The organism is Bacillus sp. OV166, from assembly GCF_900177675.1.
Lineage (GTDB): Bacteria > Bacillota > Bacilli > Bacillales > Cytobacillaceae > Neobacillus.
The window spans coordinates 4,914,810-4,932,172 of record NZ_FXWM01000001.1 but is presented as its reverse complement, the minus strand read 5'-3'; the positions used below and the strand labels follow the sequence as shown (position 1 = coordinate 4,932,172).

Sequence of the window (17,363 nt, the reverse complement as noted above, 5' to 3'; positions counted from 1 at the left end):
AAGAGTTTTCATTTGACTATTGGTCGAATAAAAAGGAGTTACCTATGCAGGAACAAAGATATTTATCTGTGAATGCTTTAACCAAATACATAAAAAGAAAATTTGATGCGGATCCACATTTACGGGATGTTCACGTTAGAGGTGAAATTTCAAATTTCAAACAGCATTCGAGCGGTCATATGTATTTTACCTTAAAGGATGAAAAAGCCCGCATTCTTGCGGTTATGTTTTCGAGTCAGTCAAGGACAATGAAATTCACACCAGAAAATGGCATGAAAGTAATTGTTAGAGGTGAAATATCTGTTTATGAACCAAGTGGTCAATATCAAATATATATAAAAGAAATGCGGCCAGATGGTATAGGAGAATTGTTTTTAGCCTATGAACAGCTTAAACAAAGACTAGAATTAGAAGGATTATTTGCGATAGAAAATAAAAAGGCGATTCCTTTGTATCCCAAAACCGTTGGGGTGATTACCTCACCCACTGGAGCGGCGTTAAGGGATGTTATTACGACCATTAAAAGACGGTATCCCATCGCTAATATTCTTGTTTTTCCTGCCCTTGTACAGGGGGATCAAGCGGCTCCCTCTATTGCTAAGGCTATTGCTAAAGCAAATAGCATGAATGAAATTGATGTGCTAATCGTTGGACGCGGCGGGGGATCAATTGAGGAATTGTGGGCTTTTAATGAGGAACTCGTTGCCCGAGCGATATTTTCTTCAGACATCCCGATCATATCAGCCGTCGGACATGAAACCGACTTTACCATTGCTGATTTTGTAGCGGATTTACGCGCTCCGACCCCAACTGGTGCTGCAGAACTTGCCGTCCCACATATGGATGAGTTATTGGACAGGGTTTTACAGCGGCAAACTCGCCTTCTTCGGACGATGAAGGGTAAATTCCAGTTTGAAAAAGAACGATTAGCTCGTGTTCAGAAATCCTATGCCTTTCGCTATCCCCATCGATTATATGAACAAAAGCTGGAGCAGGTTGATAAACTAACGGAAATGCTGGTCCGCGGGACATCCAGGTTGTCCTTAATAAAAAAAGGGCAGCACGAAATTCTTTATAAACGCTTGCAGAGGAATCATCCGATTGAGGCATTACGAGAAGCACAAAAACGTTTAGACCTAACCAATAAAGAGATGAAACGTGCCATGCAGCAAGTACTTTCAAAAAAGCAAACAGAATTTGAAAGGATCCTTTCGACCTTAGGTGCGTTAAGCCCCTTGAAAATCATGGAACGTGGATATAGTTTAGCTTATTCGGAAGAAAACAGACTGATTAAAAGCATTAATCAAGTTAACATGAATGAGCGAGTTCAGATTCAATTAACGGATGGCAGTCTTTTCTGTAGAGTTGAGAATAGGAAGGAGAGCGAAAAACGTGACGAATGAAAAGAAAATTTCCTTTGAAGAGGCAATGACTAAATTGGAACGAATTGTGGATAAGCTTGAAGAAGGAGATGTACCGTTAGAAGAAGCGATCATCTTCTATAAAGAAGGTATGGAGCTGTCCAAACTTTGCCATGATAAATTAAAAAGTGTCGAAGAACAATTAACACAAATTATTACGGAGGACGGTCGGACGGAGAGTTTTACGATTGATGAGGAGGAATAAGACTTGGGAACCGGGTTACTAGATGTATTTGCACGAGAATATAAACTTCAGCTTGATTCGGAGCTTCGGACTCTGGTTAATAAGCTTGACGCCCCTCCTATTATTAAAGAATCAATGATCTATTCACTTGAAGCAGGAGGTAAACGAATTCGCCCCCTTTTATTATTCGCTACTCTAGAAGCATTTGGGGTAGACCCCAAAAATGGGCTTCTTGCTGCTTCGGCCATTGAGATGGTTCATACATATTCCCTAATCCACGACGATTTGCCAAGCATGGATAATGATGACCTTAGAAGAGGAAAACCCACAAATCATAAAGTTTTTGGTGATGCTATTGCGATTTTAGCAGGAGATGCTTTATTAACATATAGCTTTGAGGTAATCGGGAATATTCCATCTGAATTCGCTTCAGCAGATACAAAACTAAAATTAGTGATTGAGTTGGCAAAGGCTTCTGGAACGGAAGGAATGGTTGGCGGTCAAGTTGCAGATATGGAAGGAGAAGGGAAATCCTTAACTCTCGAAGAACTTGAGTATATACACATTCATAAAACGGGTAAGCTGCTCGGATTTAGCGTACTGGGAGGAGCAATAATGGCGGGTGCAAATCAGGAACAATTAAAAAATCTTTCCTCTTTCGCCCATCATCTAGGTCTCGCTTTTCAAATCCAAGATGATATTCTTGATTTGGTGGGGAATCAGCAATTGATTGGGAAACCTGTTGGTAGTGATACCTCCAATCATAAAAGTACGTATCCGCAGTTGTTATCGTTAGAAGGGGCAATTGCAGCCTTAAATAAACAAATAAACCTGTCGAAGCAATTTCTGGGTATGACAGGCTTGAATACGACCCTTTTGATGGAAATAACGGAATTAGTTGCTTCAAGAGACCATTAGAAAACGGTATTTGAGGCATTGAAATAAGTGTGTTATAATTGTTTTCATTGTAGAAATCGTTGTCAATGCCGTTATCACTCGCGTGTTAGCGGCTATTTTTTAATCAAAACTTAATTATTTAAATGTGTAATATAACACAATGGTAAAAAGAAGAATGCATAAAAGTATGAAAGTGAGTGGTCCAAACATGGATCTGTTATCAATAAAAGACCCAGCCTTTTTAAAAGGCATGTCGAAAATCGAATTAGAGGCTTTAAGTCAAGAAATTCGCACATTTTTGATTGAAAAGCTGTCTGTAACTGGAGGCCATATTGGACCGAATTTAGGTGTAGTCGAATTAACCATAGCCTTACATAAATGTTTTAACAGTCCTACAGATAAGATTATCTGGGATGTGGGACATCAATCTTATGTTCATAAAATATTAACGGGCAGAGCAAGTGAGTTTGATACTTTACGGCAATATAAAGGCTTATGCGGCTTCCCTAAACGGATTGAAAGCGAGCATGATGTTTGGGAAACAGGTCACAGTTCCACATCTCTTTCTGCGGCTATGGGAATGGCAATTGCTAGAGATTTAAAAAAGGAAAATTCATTTGTTATTCCAGTTATAGGCGACGGGGCTTTAACAGGTGGAATGGCGTTAGAAGCCTTAAATCATATTGGTCATGAGAAAAAAGATATGATTGTCATTTTAAATGATAATGAAATGTCAATCGCTCCTAATGTTGGTGCACTTCATAATATTCTTGGTCAATTGCGGACGGCTGGAAAGTATCAATGGGTGAAAGATGAGCTTGAAGTACTGTTGAAAAAAGTACCTGCAGTGGGCGGGAAATTAGCGGCAACCGCTGAAAGAGTGAAAGACAGCCTTAAATATTTATTTGTTTCCGGTATGTTTTTTGAAGAACTAGGATTTACCTATCTCGGCCCAATTGATGGTCATAATTTTGAAGCATTATTTGAGAACTTCAGCTATGCTAAAAAGACAGAAGGTCCGATTCTTCTTCATGTCATCACTAAAAAGGGAAAAGGCTATCAGCCGGCAGAAAGTGATAAAACAGGTACATGGCATGGAACTGGACCATATAAAATGGACACAGGTGCATTCGTAAAGCCGGTAAAAACACCGCCCCCTGCATGGAGCAGCCTTGTCAGTGAATCGGTTCGAAAGCTTGCCAGGACGGATGAAAGGATTGTGGCGATTACACCAGCTATGCCTGTTGGTTCTAAACTCGAAGGCTTTGCGAGTGAGTTCCCTGAGCGAATGTATGATGTAGGGATTGCAGAGCAGCATGCAGCGACAGTCGCTGCGGGATTAGCTACACAAAATATGAAGCCTTTTCTGGCGATCTACTCCACCTTTTTACAACGGGCTTATGATCAGGTGGTTCATGATATTTGCCGTCAAAACTTAAATGTCTTTATTGGAATCGACCGTGCTGGATTGGTGGGTGCGGATGGTGAAACCCATCAAGGAGTTTTTGATATTGCTTTTTTAAGGCATATCCCTAATATGGTGTTAATGATGCCAAAGGATGAAAATGAAGGTCAGCATATGGTTTACACCGCACTGAATTATAATGACGGTCCCATTGCCATGAGATTCCCGCGTGGGAATGGACTTGGTGTCCCATTGGATAAGGATTTTCAAGCCATTCCAATTGGGACGTGGGAGGTTCTTAAAGAGGGTGATGATGCGGCTATCCTAACCTTTGGAACCACCATTCCAATGGCCTTAGAAGCAGCTGAGGTGCTTGAAAAGAAGGGGATCTCCGTCAAAGTTGTTAATGCCCGGTTTATCAAGCCTTTGGATGAAAAAATGCTAACTCATCTACTTGTGAAAAATATGCCGATTCTTACCATTGAGGAAGCAGTTTTACAAGGGGGGTTTGGGAGTGCAGTTCTGGAGTACGCACAAACCCAAGGATTTTATCACGCGCACATCGACAGAATCGGAATCCCGGACCAATTTATTGAACATGGAGATGTTGACTCACTTCTTAAAGAAATTGGTTTAACGACGGAAGAAGTAATCAAACGGGTTTCTATACTAGCTAGAAAAAAACAACAAAGGGCTTAAAATATGAAAAATAAAGAACGGTTAGACGTTTTACTTGTAGAAAGAGGTTTAATTGAAACCAGAGAAAAAGCAAAACGAACGATTATGGCAGGGCTAGTTTATTCAAACGAAGAGCGGTTGGATAAACCAGGAGAAAAGGTGAAAACGGATATTCCACTTAGTATCAAAGGGAAGATCCTTCCGTATGTAAGCCGTGGTGGATTAAAGCTTGAAAAGGCTTTGAAGGTATTTGATGTGAGTGTTACAAACAAAGTATTGCTCGACATTGGATCTTCAACTGGCGGCTTTACCGATTGTGCATTACAGAACGGTGCAAAAATGTCCTATGCTTTGGATGTAGGCTATAATCAGCTTGCTTGGAAACTTAGACAGGATGAACGTGTCATAGTAATGGAGAGGACAAATTTCCGCTATGTTACACCTGCCGATTTAAATGGAGAGATGCCAAATTTCGCCACAATCGATGTATCGTTTATCTCCTTAACGTTGATATTACCTGTCTTAAAAACACTCTTAGTCCCTGGAAGTGACGTCATAGCACTAGTAAAACCGCAATTTGAGGCTGGACGTGAACAGGTTGGTAAAAAGGGGATCGTTCGTGATGAAAAAGTACATTTACAAGTAATTGATAAAATCATTAATTTTGCCTTTCAGCAAGGATACACAATAAAAAACTTATCCTTTTCACCAATCACTGGCGGGGATGGGAACATTGAGTACCTGCTCCATCTAAAATGGGAAGGGGAACGGGAAATTGGAGTTAATCAATTACTTGTCACCCCTATTGAAATTGTAAAGGAATCACACGTGGAATTTAAAACAAAACAAAATTCAGAAGGGTAGGCTGATGCTTATCCTTTTCTTCTTTTGGAATGAAAATTCCCCCTTTTTACACAAGAAAAAATGTACAAGCTTGTAAAAATCGGCTAACATGTGTATAAGAGCGTGTTAGTACATATTACTTAGATGTTTTAACTATTATGGGGTGAAACAATGAACAAGGGCCAACGCCATATTAAAATAAGAGAAATCATTGCTACTAATGATATCGAGACACAGGACGAGTTAGTGGATGAACTAAAGAGTGCTGGCTATAATGTAACACAAGCAACCGTTTCTAGGGATATTAAAGAATTACATCTTGTAAAGGTTCCATTAAGCGATGGACGTTATAAGTACAGCTTACCTGCTGACCAAAGATTTAATCCATTACAAAAGCTGAAAAGATCATTAATAGATGCGTTTGTACGGATTGATGCGGCAGGTCATTTGCTAGTCATGAAGTGCCTGCCAGGTAATGCCATGGCAATTGGCGCACTAATCGATAATCTCGATTGGGATGAAATATTAGGGACCATCTGTGGGGATGATACAATGTTAATCATTTGTCGAACTCCGGAAGATACTGAAGTTATTACAAACCGGTTCCTAGATATGCTTTAATTGGGGGAATGTTCCTTGTTAGCAGAATTATCAATTAAAAATTTCGCTATTATCGAAGCCTTATCTGTAACATTTACAAAGGGATTAACGGTTTTAACGGGTGAAACGGGTGCAGGTAAATCAATCATTATTGATGCTATTCATTTATTAGTTGGTGGCAGAGGGTCTGCAGAATTTGTTCGTCATGGAGAGGAAAAGGCGGAAATCGAAGGACTTTTTCAGATTGATGATAACAAACATCCGGTAATTGCTAAAGCTTTAGAATTCGGGATTGACATTGACGAAGGAACGGTTATCTTACGACGAGATATTGCCCAAACCGGTAAAAGTGTTTGCCGTGTGAATGGAAAGCTTGTGACAATTTCCATTCTCAGGGAAATCGGAGGAACACTCGTTGATATCCATGGTCAGCATGAGCATCAAGAGTTAATGGATGACTCAAGACACCTAACACTGCTAGATCAATTTGGAGCAGATGATATAGTACCTTCGCAAGGTGAATATCAGCAAGTATTTCGTCGTTATGAGCAAACCTTCCAAAAGTTAAAAGCATTAAGTGAAAATGATCAACAAACCGCCCATCGGTTAGATTTAATACAGTTTCAATTGGATGAAATTCAAAAGGCAAATTTAAAGCTCAATGAAGATGAAGATCTTTTTGAGGAAAAAAGAAAACTAACTAATTTCGAAAGAGTATTTGGAGCCATTCAGTCCAGCCATACAGCCTTGCAGGGAGAACAAAAAGGGCTGGATTGGATTAGTATGGTTATGGGACACCTAGAAGACGCTGCGGCACTTGATACGGCGTATAAAGACATCTACGAATCTGTCTCGAATAGCTACTACCAATTAGAAGATGCGGCGCGTGCTTTAAGAAATGAATTAGATATATTAGAGTTCGACCCGCACCGGTTACATGAAATCGAAGACCGGTTGAATGAAATTAATCAGCTCAAACGAAAATACGGAAAAACAATTCATGAAATATTAGAGTATGCTGCAAATATTGAAGAAGAAATTGAAACATTGCAAAATAAAGAAACACATATAAGCGAATTAGAAAAAGAATTAACTTCTGTAAAAAAAGACTTAATCCTTGAAGCGAAGCAGTTAACTGAAATTCGTCTTAAATGGGCTGATAAACTAACAAGGTTAATACATAAAGAATTAAAAGAATTGTATATGGCGAAAACTGTTTTTGAAATTCGTTTTGAATCAAATACCATTCAATTTACAAAAAACGGTGTAGACCATGTCGAATTTTTTATCTCAACTAACCCCGGAGAACCATTGAAGCCCTTATCAAAGGTTGCTTCTGGAGGGGAATTATCTAGAATTATGTTGGCATTAAAAAGTATTTTTTCCAAGCATCAAGGAGTAACATCTATTATTTTCGATGAGGTAGATACTGGTGTGAGCGGCAGGGTTGCCCAATCGATTGCGGAGAAAATCTATAAGGTGGCTGCCGAATCACAGGTTTTGTGTATTTCTCATCTGCCTCAAGTGGCAGCCATGGCTGATACTCATTTGTTTATTTCAAAGATCATAAAAGGGGGGAGAACGAAAACTTCTGTGACCCCGTTAGAGATTGATGAAAAAATTAATGAAATTGGCCGGATGATATCTGGAACAGAAATAACCGATCTCACTAAAAAACATGCAGAAGAATTATTACATTTAGCTGCAGAAAACAAAAAAAGTGGAAGTGCTTTGACAAGTCACTAAACTGAAACATTTGCCGTAAAAAGGCTAAAATTTCTATATTTTTAATAAAAATTGTAATGCTATCCATTTCGGGTAGCTTTTTTATGTAGAACCAAGTTATAAATGATTGTCAAGGAGGCAAAATTAAAGATGTAGCCATTTCAATGTAATGAAAAGAAGCGAGGAGAGTGAAGAATTTGAAGTTAGAAATAATTAGAAAGATTATTGGTGGAATTCTCCTTGTTTCATTAATTAGCCTTATTTTTTTTCAGCCTATACAGCAATACCTTGCGATACCTAAGATGATTACAGTTTTTGAAGGACAAGACTATAATTTTCAAAAGGCTGCCCCGGTATCAGCCGCTTTGGTTTCTCACAATTCAAATATTACACTTGATCAAGGAAAACATACGGTTTCAATGAAGGCAACTGAAAATGGAAAAAATGAAATGCTGTTAGAGTTTGCAGGGATTCCTATAAAAAAGGTTGACGTACGCGTCTTAAAGGATTTTAGAGTCATTCCAGGCGGCCAGTCAATCGGCGTAAAATTAAACACAGTCGGCGTTTTGGTTGTGGGCCACCATTTAATCAATACTATATCTGGAAAAAAATCTCCAGGTGAAATTGCAGGTATAAAAATTGGGGATATCATTACTGAAATTAACGGTAATAAAATTGAAAAAATGTCAGATGTAGCACCATTTGTACAAACCGCTGGACAAGAAGGAAAACCCCTCGATATGGTTATTAGTCGGGAAAGTGGAAAATTTACTACACAATTAACCCCATTAAAAGACAAAGGGGAAAATATTTATAAGCTTGGTTTATATATTAGAGATTCCGCTGCTGGAATTGGAACAATGACCTTTGTTCATCCACAATCTAAGAAATATGGTGCCCTTGGGCATGTAATATCAGACATGGATACAAAACAGCCAATTGTTGTTGAAGATGGACAAATTGTCCGGTCTACCGTAACTTCCATTGAAAAGGGAAGTAACGGAGACCCTGGTGAAAAACTTGCCCGCTTTTCTTCGGACCGAGAAATCGTTGGTAATATCCAAAAGAACAGCCCATTTGGTATTTTTGGTGAAATGGTAAAAGAATTAAAAAATGGTGTTATGGATAAACCACTTCCTATCGCATTATCACATCAAGTAAAAGAAGGACCTGCAAAGATATTAACGGTCGTTAATGATGACCAAGTAGAAGAATTTGATATCGAAATTGTCAGCACAATCCCGCAAAAGTTTCCAGCAACCAAAGGCATGGTAATAAAAGTAACGGACCCTAAGCTCCTTAAAAAAACAGGAGGTATTGTTCAAGGGATGAGCGGCAGCCCAATTATTCAAGATGGAAAACTAATTGGAGCAGTTACACATGTTTTTGTTAATGATCCAACCTCAGGATACGGGGTACACATTGAATGGATGTTAAATGAAGCTGGAATTAACATATATGAAATGCCAAAAAATAAAGCAAGTTAGGACATTGGAGCAAAATAGGAAAATCCCCCTATTTTGCTTTTTACATAAACATTTTTCGACAAAAAACATCCATATTTTAGAAATAACGCGTTTTACGTCGAAAAGGTGAGAAAAACAAAGATAAGATAAGATTTTATCACTATTTTAAGAAATATTAAAAAAATGAGAGGAATTTTTGTTGCATTGTCGAATTTCTAATTTAGAATAGAATTAGGAGAATACAACTGATTAGAAATGTTAGATGAAATAGATTTTATGATTTAAACCCGAGGAGGAACTAGAAGTGAAGAAAATTAAAGTTTGTGTCGTTGATGACAATAGGGAGCTAGTTGGATTATTAGAGGACTTTATTTCGTCCCAAGATGATATGGAAGTTGCAGGAATTGCTCATAATGGACAAGAGTGTCTAGAAATGTTATCGACAACCGACCCTGACGTTCTAGTTTTGGATATTATTATGCCGCATCTTGATGGTTTGGCTGTACTTGAGCGCCTCCGTGACCTTAAAAAAGGTGTACTTCCCAACGTCATTATGCTCACTGCCTTTGGTCAGGAAGATGTGACAAAAAAAGCAGTTGAACTTGGTGCTTCCTACTTTATTTTGAAACCATTTGATATGGAGAATTTAGGAAGCCATATTCGACAAGTTAGCGGAAATAACAATTCATTTACACGAAAATCAACATCAACAACTTATCGTTCTCAAACTGAGCAAAAACCTAAAAATTTGGATGCTAGTATTACAAGTATCATTCATGAAATTGGTGTCCCAGCACATATTAAAGGATATCTGTACTTACGTGAGGCCATTTCAATGGTATATAACGATATCGAACTTTTAGGGTCTATTACGAAAGTGTTGTATCCAGATATCGCCAAAAAATATAACACAACAGCGAGCCGTGTGGAAAGAGCGATCCGTCATGCTATTGAAGTGGCTTGGAGCCGGGGAAACATTGATTCCATTTCCTCGCTATTCGGATACACTGTCAGCATGTCTAAGGCAAAACCGACCAATTCTGAATTTATTGCCATGGTTGCGGATAAATTGAGGCTTGAACACAAGGCATCTTGAAATAATAATTAATTGTAAGCCTTCATCGAAAGAAATGAAGGCTATTTTTTTTCCGTAGGTTCTTTAAAAGTGGCTGTTGAATTCCGCTCTCAGGCGCCCCAATCAACATAGTGGAACTTAATTTTCCTTCTCTTTCTCCAATTCCATCAGTTTTTGGATGAGAATATGTTGGGGCATATGCATAATCTGTTCTATCGGCACATTTAACTTTTGGGAAAGCTTAATTGCTGTTTCTGTTGATAACTGTAATGGTTTCATTTGAAATTCCTCCAATTTGAAAGTTGGGAAGTGAAAATATGACTCAGATTTTTGCGCACCGTGGCTATTCGGCTTCTTTTGCAGAAAATACATTAGGAGCCTTTCGTGAAGCAGAAAAAGCAGGTGCAGACGGGTTAGAATTAGATGTTCAGTTAACAAAAGACGGCGAATTAGTTGTTATTCATGATGAAAAAGTCGACCGAACAACGAACGGGAATGGATTTGTAAAAGATTTCTTATATAAAGATCTTCGGAAATTGAATGCCAATCTAAAAAGCAAAAAAGAACCCATACCTGCATTAGCTGAAGTTCTTGAGTGGCTTACTTCCAATAGATTATTATGTAATATTGAATTAAAGAATGCGCTATTTCCCTATAAGGGAATGGAAGAAAAAGTAATTCAACTTGTTCGAAAATTTAATTTAATGGATCGGATTATTATTTCCTCTTTTAATCACTATAGTATTGTTTATAGTTACAGCCTAGCACCTGAAATTGAAATAGCCCCTCTTTTTCTTGAAGGCATCTACATGCCATGGATTTATTCCCAAGCGATCCGAGCAAAGGGGATCCATCCAAAATACTCAGTCATGTCTGATGATGTTATCATAAATACAATAAATAACGGGATTGCCGTACGGCCATATACTGTTAATAAAGAGATGGATATGCATCGCCTTTTTAATATTAATTGCACGGCGTTTATTACAGATGATCCAGTAAAAGCGTTAAAAATACGAAAACAATATGAAAAGAGACCGTAGTGGCCTCTTTTTATTTTGTATTTTTAAATCTTTTTTGAACCTTGCTTCTTTTTCGGTCTCGATGAAAGATAAAGCCTGCCACAAAACCTAGACCGCCGACAAAAAAGATAAGCCCAGCTAGAAATTGAATCAATAAATTAGGGAATGGGGCTTGTAAAATCCCGAATAACATATCACGCATTAATTTAATACCAACAGCGGCCAAAATTCCAGGAATCAATACTATGATGAGGGCAATTATTCGCTTCATAAATAAATCCTTCCAGTTTCAAAATTTACTGTAATATCATGTCATATTTAGATTATATCTCATCAAAATATTATTATATAGATAAAATTTGTCAAGGATTGTGATTGGTTATAAAATAGATATGAAAAAAGTTGCATATTTTTCTTAAGATGATATGAAAAAATTTTCTTAAAGGGGTAGAAAAAATGCAAAATGTCATGATTGTTGGTGCTGGAAAAGGTGGTACGGCAATCTTAAAAATTTTAAAAGAATCTGAAGTATTAAAAGTCAGTGTGGTAATTGATCGGAACATGGATGCACCGGGGGTTTTATTCGCTCAAGAAGAAGGGATAAAAACAGGGGAAGACTGGCGCCCATTTTTAGCAGAACCTATTGATATTATCATTGAAGTAACAGGAAATGATACTGTTTTCCATGAACTTAGAAAATCTAAAAGTCAAAATACCATTCTGATTCCAGGAACCGTTGCATTTCTGGTTGCAAAAATTATGCAAGAAAAAGAGGAGCTAATTGAAAAGCACAAAAATGAATCCTACCAGCAGGAACTAATCTTTAATGCTGCAAATGATGGAATGATCGTTATTGATAAGTATGGAAAGATCATTTTATTCAACAAACGGGCACAAGAAATCATGGGTGTAAAGAGTGAACAGGCAATTGGGAAATTTGTTGTTGATGTTATTCCAACAACAAGGCTGCCTCAAATTTTAGAAACAAGAAGAATTGAAGCAAACCAAGAAATGGTTCTGAGTAATGATAGAAAAATCATTACGACCCGTATTCCAATTATCGAGGAAAATGGGACTTTAATAGGTGCATTTGCTGTTTTTAAAGATATTACTGAGGTTGTTAATCTTGCTGAGGAACTTACGGACTTAAAGGAAATTCAAACCATGCTGCAAGCCATTATCCATTCTAGTGATGATGCAATATCTGTTGTGGATGAAAATGGCAGAGGCATTCTTATTAATCCAGCATACTCCCGTATTACTGGATTGTCCCATGATCAGATTATTGGTCAACCAGCTACAGCAGATATTTCTGAAGGGGAGAGTATGCACATGAAGGTGTTGCAAACCAGAAGAGCTGTACGCGGCGTTCCGATGAGAGTGGGGCCAAACAAACGAGAAGTAATCGTAAATGTGGCCCCGATTATCGTAAAAGGGAAATTAAAAGGCAGTGTTGGCGTTATTCATGATATGTCCGAAATAAAATCACTGAATAGAGAATTGAACCGCGCACGACAACTGATCCGCAAGCTTGAAGCGAAATATACCTTTGAGGATATAATTGCTCAATCTGATGAAATGATGCTCGCGATTGAACAAGCTAAACTAGGAGCGAAAACACCTGCAACCGTTCTCCTTAGGGGTGAATCAGGAACCGGGAAAGAATTGTTTGCCCATGCTATACATAATGCAAGCGACCGTAAATATAACAAATTTATTCGGGTCAATTGCGCAGCAATTTCGGAAACATTGTTAGAAAGTGAACTATTCGGCTATGAGGAAGGTGCTTTTTCTGGTGCAATGAGAGGAGGAAAAAGAGGCTTTTTCGAAGAAGCTAATAATGGGAGTATTTTTCTCGATGAAATTGGTGAACTTCCAGTGAATACGCAAGCAAAATTACTGAGAGTACTTCAAGAAAAAGAAATTATCCGAGTCGGTGGGACAAAGCCAATTTCCATTAATGTAAGAATTATTGCGGCAACTAATGTCAATTTAGAAAAGGGTATTGCTAAAGGCTCCTTTCGGGAAGACTTATATTATCGTTTAAATCGAATGCCAATCCATATCCCTCCATTAAGGAAGCGAAAAGAGGAAATTCCTCTTTTAAATGAGCGGCTTATTCAAAAAATAAGCCAGGATTATGGACGAAACGTTGAAGGAATCACACCGGCAGCGTTACACCAGTTAATGGACTATGACTGGCCAGGAAATGTTCGAGAATTAGAAAATATCCTTGGCAGAGCGATTATTTTTATGAATTATTATGAGCTCCTTATTGATGTTCATCATCTACCAGAGCTAAAAAATAAAAAAAGCACAAATGAACCTTCTTTAAGCTACAGTAATGATTCCTTTGTGATAGACCGTTCCTTATCAGATATGATGGATGAATATGAGACGAAAATTATTAAGCAGACACTTCTTCGCTTAAATGGAAATAAGACATTGACAGCGAAAACGCTGGGATTGTCTGTGAGGAATTTGTATTATAAGCTTGAAAAATACAACCTTGAAAAGAATAGCATGCAATAAATTTCATATTATGAAAAATGTTGCACACTTTAGAATGGAAAATAAAGCGTTTTCATAGTGGATTGGTTTGGCACGGAAATTGCATATTACATAATGGGAGTTGCAGTAAGAGGAGAAAGGGTTGATGACAACTTGTTGCTGGATTCACTAATTAACAAAGCAGCCCAAGTAAGTTCAAACACTGTTGCAGTTGCTGCTGCAGAAGATTTAGAAGTCATTGAAGCGGTTATAGCTGCATTAGACCGAAATATCGCCAATTTTATTCTATTTGGTGATGAAGAAAAAATAAATTCTATTATTGAATTAAAAAAACAGAAAACCATTAGCAATAATTATCTAAAAGTTATCAATGCCGATTCTAATGCTGCTGCTGCAGAATTAGCTGTGAAAGCAGTTTTTAACAAAGAAGCAAATGTCTTGATGAAAGGTAACATCCCAACCAATATTTTCTTAAAAGCTGTCTTGAATAAGGAATATGGACTTAGGACTGGGAATGTTTTATCACATATTGCTGCATTTGAGGTTCCTGGCTTCAATCGTTTTACGATTGTAACAGACGCTGCAATGAATATTGCTCCAGATTTAGAACAGAAAGCACAAATTATTAAAAACGCAGTTTCCCTTGCGAGGTCGATTGGAATAGAAATACCTAAAGTGGCCCCTATTGCTGCCGTGGAAGTAGTTAATCCGGCAATGCAGGCTACATTAGATGCAGCATTATTAACTGTGATGAATAAACGAGGACAAATATCTGATTGTATTGTAGATGGCCCGTTAGGTTTAGATAATGCCGTATCAACACTGGCTGCAGAACACAAAGGAATTCATAGTGAAGTGGCAGGAAATGCAGATATTTTATTAGTTCCAACTATCGAAGTAGGCAATGTATTATATAAATCATTAATATATTTCGCAAATGCAAAAGTCGGTGCGGTGATAGCCGGGGCAAAGGCACCAATTGTGTTAACGTCCAGAGCTGATTCTGCTGAAAGTAAGCTTTATTCTCTTGCACTGGCATTATGCTGTGCAACAACAAATAGATAGTCAATAATCGAGGAGGAATTTTACATGGAAATTTTCAAGTACTTAGAACAATACGATTATGAGCAAGTAGTATTCTGCCAGGATAAACAATCAGGATTAAAAGCAATTATTGCTATTCATGATACAACTTTAGGACCTGCTTTGGGTGGAACACGTATGTGGACATATGCATCTGAAGAAGCAGCAATAGAAGATGCACTACGCCTAGCAAAAGGAATGACTTATAAGAATGCTGCGGCAGGTTTAAATCTTGGTGGTGGTAAAACGGTTATCATCGGTGATCCTCGAAAAGATAAGAATGAAGAGATGTTCCGTGCATTCGGCCGTTACATCCAAGGCTTAAATGGCAGATATATTACAGCAGAAGATGTAGGCACAACAGTAGCTGACATGGATTTAATTCACGAAGAGACAGATTATGTGACGGGGATCTCTCCAGCATTTGGCTCATCAGGCAATCCTTCCCCTGTAACAGCATTCGGTGTTTATCGCGGAATGAAAGCAGCGGCGAAAGAGGCATTTGGATCTGATTCGCTTGAAGGAAAAGTAGTTGCCATTCAAGGTGTTGGAAATGTAGCCTATACACTTTGTGAATATTTGCATGAAGAAGGGGCTCAGCTCATTGTAACGGATATTAATAAAGAGGCTGTTAACCGTGCGGTAGAAGCATTTGGTGCACTTGCGGTAGACCCTGATGAAATTTATGGTGTAGAATGTGATATTTATGCGCCATGTGCTCTAGGAGCAACAATTAATGATGAAACGATTCCACAGCTAAAGGCAAAAGTTATTGCAGGTTCGGCAAACAATCAATTAAAAGATACCCGTCACGGTGATATCATCCATGAAATGGGAATTGTTTATGCTCCCGATTATGTTATTAATGCTGGCGGCGTAATCAATGTTGCTGATGAACTCTATGGTTACAACCAAGAACGGGCAATGAAAAAGGTTGAACAGCTCTATGCAACGATTGAAAAAGTAATCGCAATTTCAAAACGTGATGGTATTCCAACATACGTAGCAGCTAATCGGATGGCAGAAGAAAGAATTGCAAGGATTCGTAATTCAAGAAGCCAATTCCTGCAAAATGGCCACCATATCTTAAGTCATAGAATATCAAGATAAACAAGAAAAGCGGAAGCGCCCGTTTAGCGAAGTACACTAGCCGCGTGGCGCTGGAGCTAGACAGTTATCTAAATTCAAAGAGTTAAAATTTGGATTTACAAAAATAAATCCGCAGAGCGCTGAATGGGAATTCAGCGTCTTTGCCTTTCATAGGGCACTTATTGTTATATTAAATTACCATACGACTTCAATCATAAGAAATACAAATTGGAGGTCAAATACGTTGCAAGATAATGAATATCGGATTCTCGTCATCAACCCAGGCTCGACATCCACGAAAATTGGGGTTTTCGATAATGATATTTCCATTTTTGAAAAAACAATTCGTCATGATTCAGAGGATATAAACTCTTTTGCAAATATAATTGATCAATATGAATTTAGAAAATCGATAATTTTGGAAATACTGGATAATGAAGGGATAAATATTTCCAAACTGTCTGCAGTATGTGGCCGTGGAGGTTTGCTTAGACCCATTGAAGGTGGAACCTATGCCGTTAACGATGTGATGTTAGCGGATCTTCGGTCTGGTTATGCCGGACAGCATGCATCAAATCTTGGCGGAATCACTGCCTACGAAATCGCTTCTGGACTAAATATTCCCTCCTTCATCGTTGATCCTGTTGTTGTTGATGAGCTTGAACCACTAGCGAGAATTTCTGGATTTTCCTTAATTGAACGGAAAAGTATCTTTCATGCCTTGAATCAAAAAGCAGTCGCAAGAAGGGTAGCAAAGGAATTAGGGGAAAAATACAGTGACTTGAATTTAATTGTTACCCATATGGGTGGTGGGATTACCGTTGGTGTCCATAAACATGGTAAGGTAATTGATGTAAATAATGGTCTTCATGGGGATGGACCTTTTAGCCCTGAACGTGCTGGAACCGTTCCAGTTGGGGATTTAGTAGCACTTTGTTACTCGGGGCAATATTACCGTGAAGAAATAATGAAGATGCTTGTGGGCCAAGGTGGCCTTGTTGGCTACCTAGGAACTAATGATGCGGTAAAGGTAGAACAAAGAATAGCAGCTGGTGATGATGAGGCAAAGCTTGTATATGATGCAATGGCCTATCAAGTAGCAAAGGAAATTGGGGCTGCTAGTACTGTATTATCAGGAAAAGTAGATGCAATTATATTGACTGGAGGCCTTGCCTACGGAAAAGGATTTGTGAAATCTATCACCGATCGAATTAATTGGATTGCTGATGTTATTGTTCAGCCAGGGGAAAACGAACTTCAAGCCTTAGCTGAAGGAGCACTTCGAGTCTTACGAGGTGAAGAAGAGGAAAAAGTTTATCCAGGTAAATTTAAAACAGCTAAAATTTAAGGTACATGGGGAGGAA

16 protein-coding genes are annotated in these 17,363 nt (G+C 38.3%); 14 read left to right on the top strand and 2 right to left on the bottom strand.

The window, feature by feature from the left end:
• The first annotated feature begins 44 nt into the window (after positions 1-44).
• From xseA to spo0A, 9 genes are all read left to right on the top strand, one after another.
• A complete protein-coding gene (gene xseA, locus CCK98_RS24205) occupies positions 45-1,403 on the top strand; it encodes an exodeoxyribonuclease VII large subunit (RefSeq protein ID WP_088088917.1) in 1,359 nt (452 codons plus the stop codon).
• Positions 1,393-1,626 carry an exodeoxyribonuclease VII small subunit gene (locus tag CCK98_RS24200; RefSeq protein ID WP_088088916.1) on the top strand — a complete coding sequence of 78 codons (234 nt, stop codon included), beginning with the start codon at positions 1,393-1,395 and terminating at the stop codon, positions 1,624-1,626. Before xseA ends, CCK98_RS24200 begins: the two co-directional genes overlap by 11 nt.
• Before the next feature lie 3 nt (positions 1,627-1,629).
• Positions 1,630-2,523 carry a polyprenyl synthetase family protein gene (locus tag CCK98_RS24195; protein WP_088088915.1) on the top strand — a complete coding sequence of 298 codons (894 nt, stop codon included), beginning with the start codon at positions 1,630-1,632 and terminating at the stop codon, positions 2,521-2,523.
• A 187-nt stretch (positions 2,524-2,710) separates the two neighbouring features.
• Positions 2,711-4,606 (top strand): 1-deoxy-D-xylulose-5-phosphate synthase, encoded by a 1,896-nt coding sequence (gene dxs / locus CCK98_RS24190; protein ID WP_088088914.1) that lies wholly within the window; start codon positions 2,711-2,713, stop codon positions 4,604-4,606.
• Between the two features lie 3 nt (positions 4,607-4,609).
• On the top strand, positions 4,610-5,449 hold the full coding sequence (locus CCK98_RS24185) for a TlyA family RNA methyltransferase (protein WP_088088913.1): 840 nt from the start codon (positions 4,610-4,612) through the stop codon (positions 5,447-5,449).
• Positions 5,450-5,599: 150 nt separating this feature from the next.
• Positions 5,600-6,049 (top strand): transcriptional regulator AhrC/ArgR, encoded by a 450-nt coding sequence (gene ahrC / locus CCK98_RS24180; protein WP_088088912.1) that lies wholly within the window; start codon positions 5,600-5,602, stop codon positions 6,047-6,049.
• Between the two features lie 15 nt (positions 6,050-6,064).
• Positions 6,065-7,774 (top strand): DNA repair protein RecN, encoded by a 1,710-nt coding sequence (recN, locus tag CCK98_RS24175; protein ID WP_088088911.1) that lies wholly within the window; start codon positions 6,065-6,067, stop codon positions 7,772-7,774.
• A 176-nt stretch (positions 7,775-7,950) separates the two neighbouring features.
• Positions 7,951-9,240: a SpoIVB peptidase gene (gene spoIVB, locus CCK98_RS24170; protein ID WP_088088910.1), complete on the top strand. Its 1,290-nt coding sequence runs from the start codon at positions 7,951-7,953 to the stop codon at positions 9,238-9,240.
• Positions 9,241-9,523: 283 nt separating this feature from the next.
• Positions 9,524-10,315 carry a sporulation transcription factor Spo0A gene (spo0A, locus tag CCK98_RS24165; RefSeq protein ID WP_088088909.1) on the top strand — a complete coding sequence of 264 codons (792 nt, stop codon included), beginning with the start codon at positions 9,524-9,526 and terminating at the stop codon, positions 10,313-10,315.
• Between the two features lie 117 nt (positions 10,316-10,432).
• Here the strand turns inward: spo0A and CCK98_RS24160 are convergent, their stop codons facing one another.
• On the bottom strand, positions 10,433-10,573 hold the full coding sequence (locus CCK98_RS24160) for a YycC family protein (protein ID WP_088088908.1): 141 nt from the start codon (positions 10,571-10,573) through the stop codon (positions 10,433-10,435).
• A 38-nt stretch (positions 10,574-10,611) separates the two neighbouring features.
• Here CCK98_RS24160 and CCK98_RS24155 point away from each other — a divergent pair, with 38 nt between their 5' ends.
• Positions 10,612-11,337: a glycerophosphodiester phosphodiesterase gene (locus CCK98_RS24155; protein ID WP_088088907.1), complete on the top strand. Its 726-nt coding sequence runs from the start codon at positions 10,612-10,614 to the stop codon at positions 11,335-11,337.
• A 10-nt stretch (positions 11,338-11,347) separates the two neighbouring features.
• On the opposite strand, the gene CCK98_RS24150 is transcribed toward CCK98_RS24155, so the two are convergent.
• Positions 11,348-11,587, bottom strand: coding sequence for a DUF2627 domain-containing protein (locus tag CCK98_RS24150; protein WP_088088906.1), 240 nt, complete (start codon positions 11,585-11,587; stop codon positions 11,348-11,350).
• 185 nt (positions 11,588-11,772) lie between these two features.
• Between CCK98_RS24150 and CCK98_RS24145 the strand changes: the two genes are divergently transcribed.
• From CCK98_RS24145 to buk, 4 genes are all read left to right on the top strand, one after another.
• Positions 11,773-13,848 carry a sigma-54-dependent Fis family transcriptional regulator gene (locus tag CCK98_RS24145; protein ID WP_088088905.1) on the top strand — a complete coding sequence of 692 codons (2,076 nt, stop codon included), beginning with the start codon at positions 11,773-11,775 and terminating at the stop codon, positions 13,846-13,848.
• Between the two features lie 132 nt (positions 13,849-13,980).
• Positions 13,981-14,892 carry a phosphate butyryltransferase gene (gene yqiS / locus CCK98_RS24140; protein WP_088090537.1) on the top strand — a complete coding sequence of 304 codons (912 nt, stop codon included), beginning with the start codon at positions 13,981-13,983 and terminating at the stop codon, positions 14,890-14,892.
• A 24-nt stretch (positions 14,893-14,916) separates the two neighbouring features.
• Positions 14,917-16,020: a branched-chain amino acid dehydrogenase gene (gene bcd, locus CCK98_RS24135; protein WP_088088904.1), complete on the top strand. Its 1,104-nt coding sequence runs from the start codon at positions 14,917-14,919 to the stop codon at positions 16,018-16,020.
• Positions 16,021-16,243: 223 nt separating this feature from the next.
• Positions 16,244-17,347 (top strand): butyrate kinase, encoded by a 1,104-nt coding sequence (gene buk, locus CCK98_RS24130; RefSeq protein ID WP_088088903.1) that lies wholly within the window; start codon positions 16,244-16,246, stop codon positions 17,345-17,347.
• The last annotated feature ends 16 nt before the right edge of the window (positions 17,348-17,363 follow it).

What these genes read in the sequence shown, in the direction of transcription:
- xseA (WP_088088917.1), top strand. Translation starts at nt 45, where the DNA reads ATGCAGGAACAAAGATATTTATCTGTGAATGCTTTAACCAAATACATA.
- dxs (WP_088088914.1), top strand. Translation starts at nt 2,711, where the DNA reads ATGGATCTGTTATCAATAAAAGACCCAGCCTTTTTAAAAGGCATGTCG.
- CCK98_RS24185 (WP_088088913.1), top strand. Translation starts at nt 4,610, where the DNA reads ATGAAAAATAAAGAACGGTTAGACGTTTTACTTGTAGAAAGAGGTTTA.
- ahrC (WP_088088912.1), top strand. Translation starts at nt 5,600, where the DNA reads ATGAACAAGGGCCAACGCCATATTAAAATAAGAGAAATCATTGCTACT.
- CCK98_RS24160 (WP_088088908.1), bottom strand. Translation starts at nt 10,573, where the DNA reads ATGAAACCATTACAGTTATCAACAGAAACAGCAATTAAGCTTTCCCAA.
- CCK98_RS24155 (WP_088088907.1), top strand. Translation starts at nt 10,612, where the DNA reads ATGACTCAGATTTTTGCGCACCGTGGCTATTCGGCTTCTTTTGCAGAA.
- CCK98_RS24150 (WP_088088906.1), bottom strand. Translation starts at nt 11,587, where the DNA reads ATGAAGCGAATAATTGCCCTCATCATAGTATTGATTCCTGGAATTTTG.
- CCK98_RS24145 (WP_088088905.1), top strand. Translation starts at nt 11,773, where the DNA reads ATGCAAAATGTCATGATTGTTGGTGCTGGAAAAGGTGGTACGGCAATC.
- bcd (WP_088088904.1), top strand. Translation starts at nt 14,917, where the DNA reads ATGGAAATTTTCAAGTACTTAGAACAATACGATTATGAGCAAGTAGTA.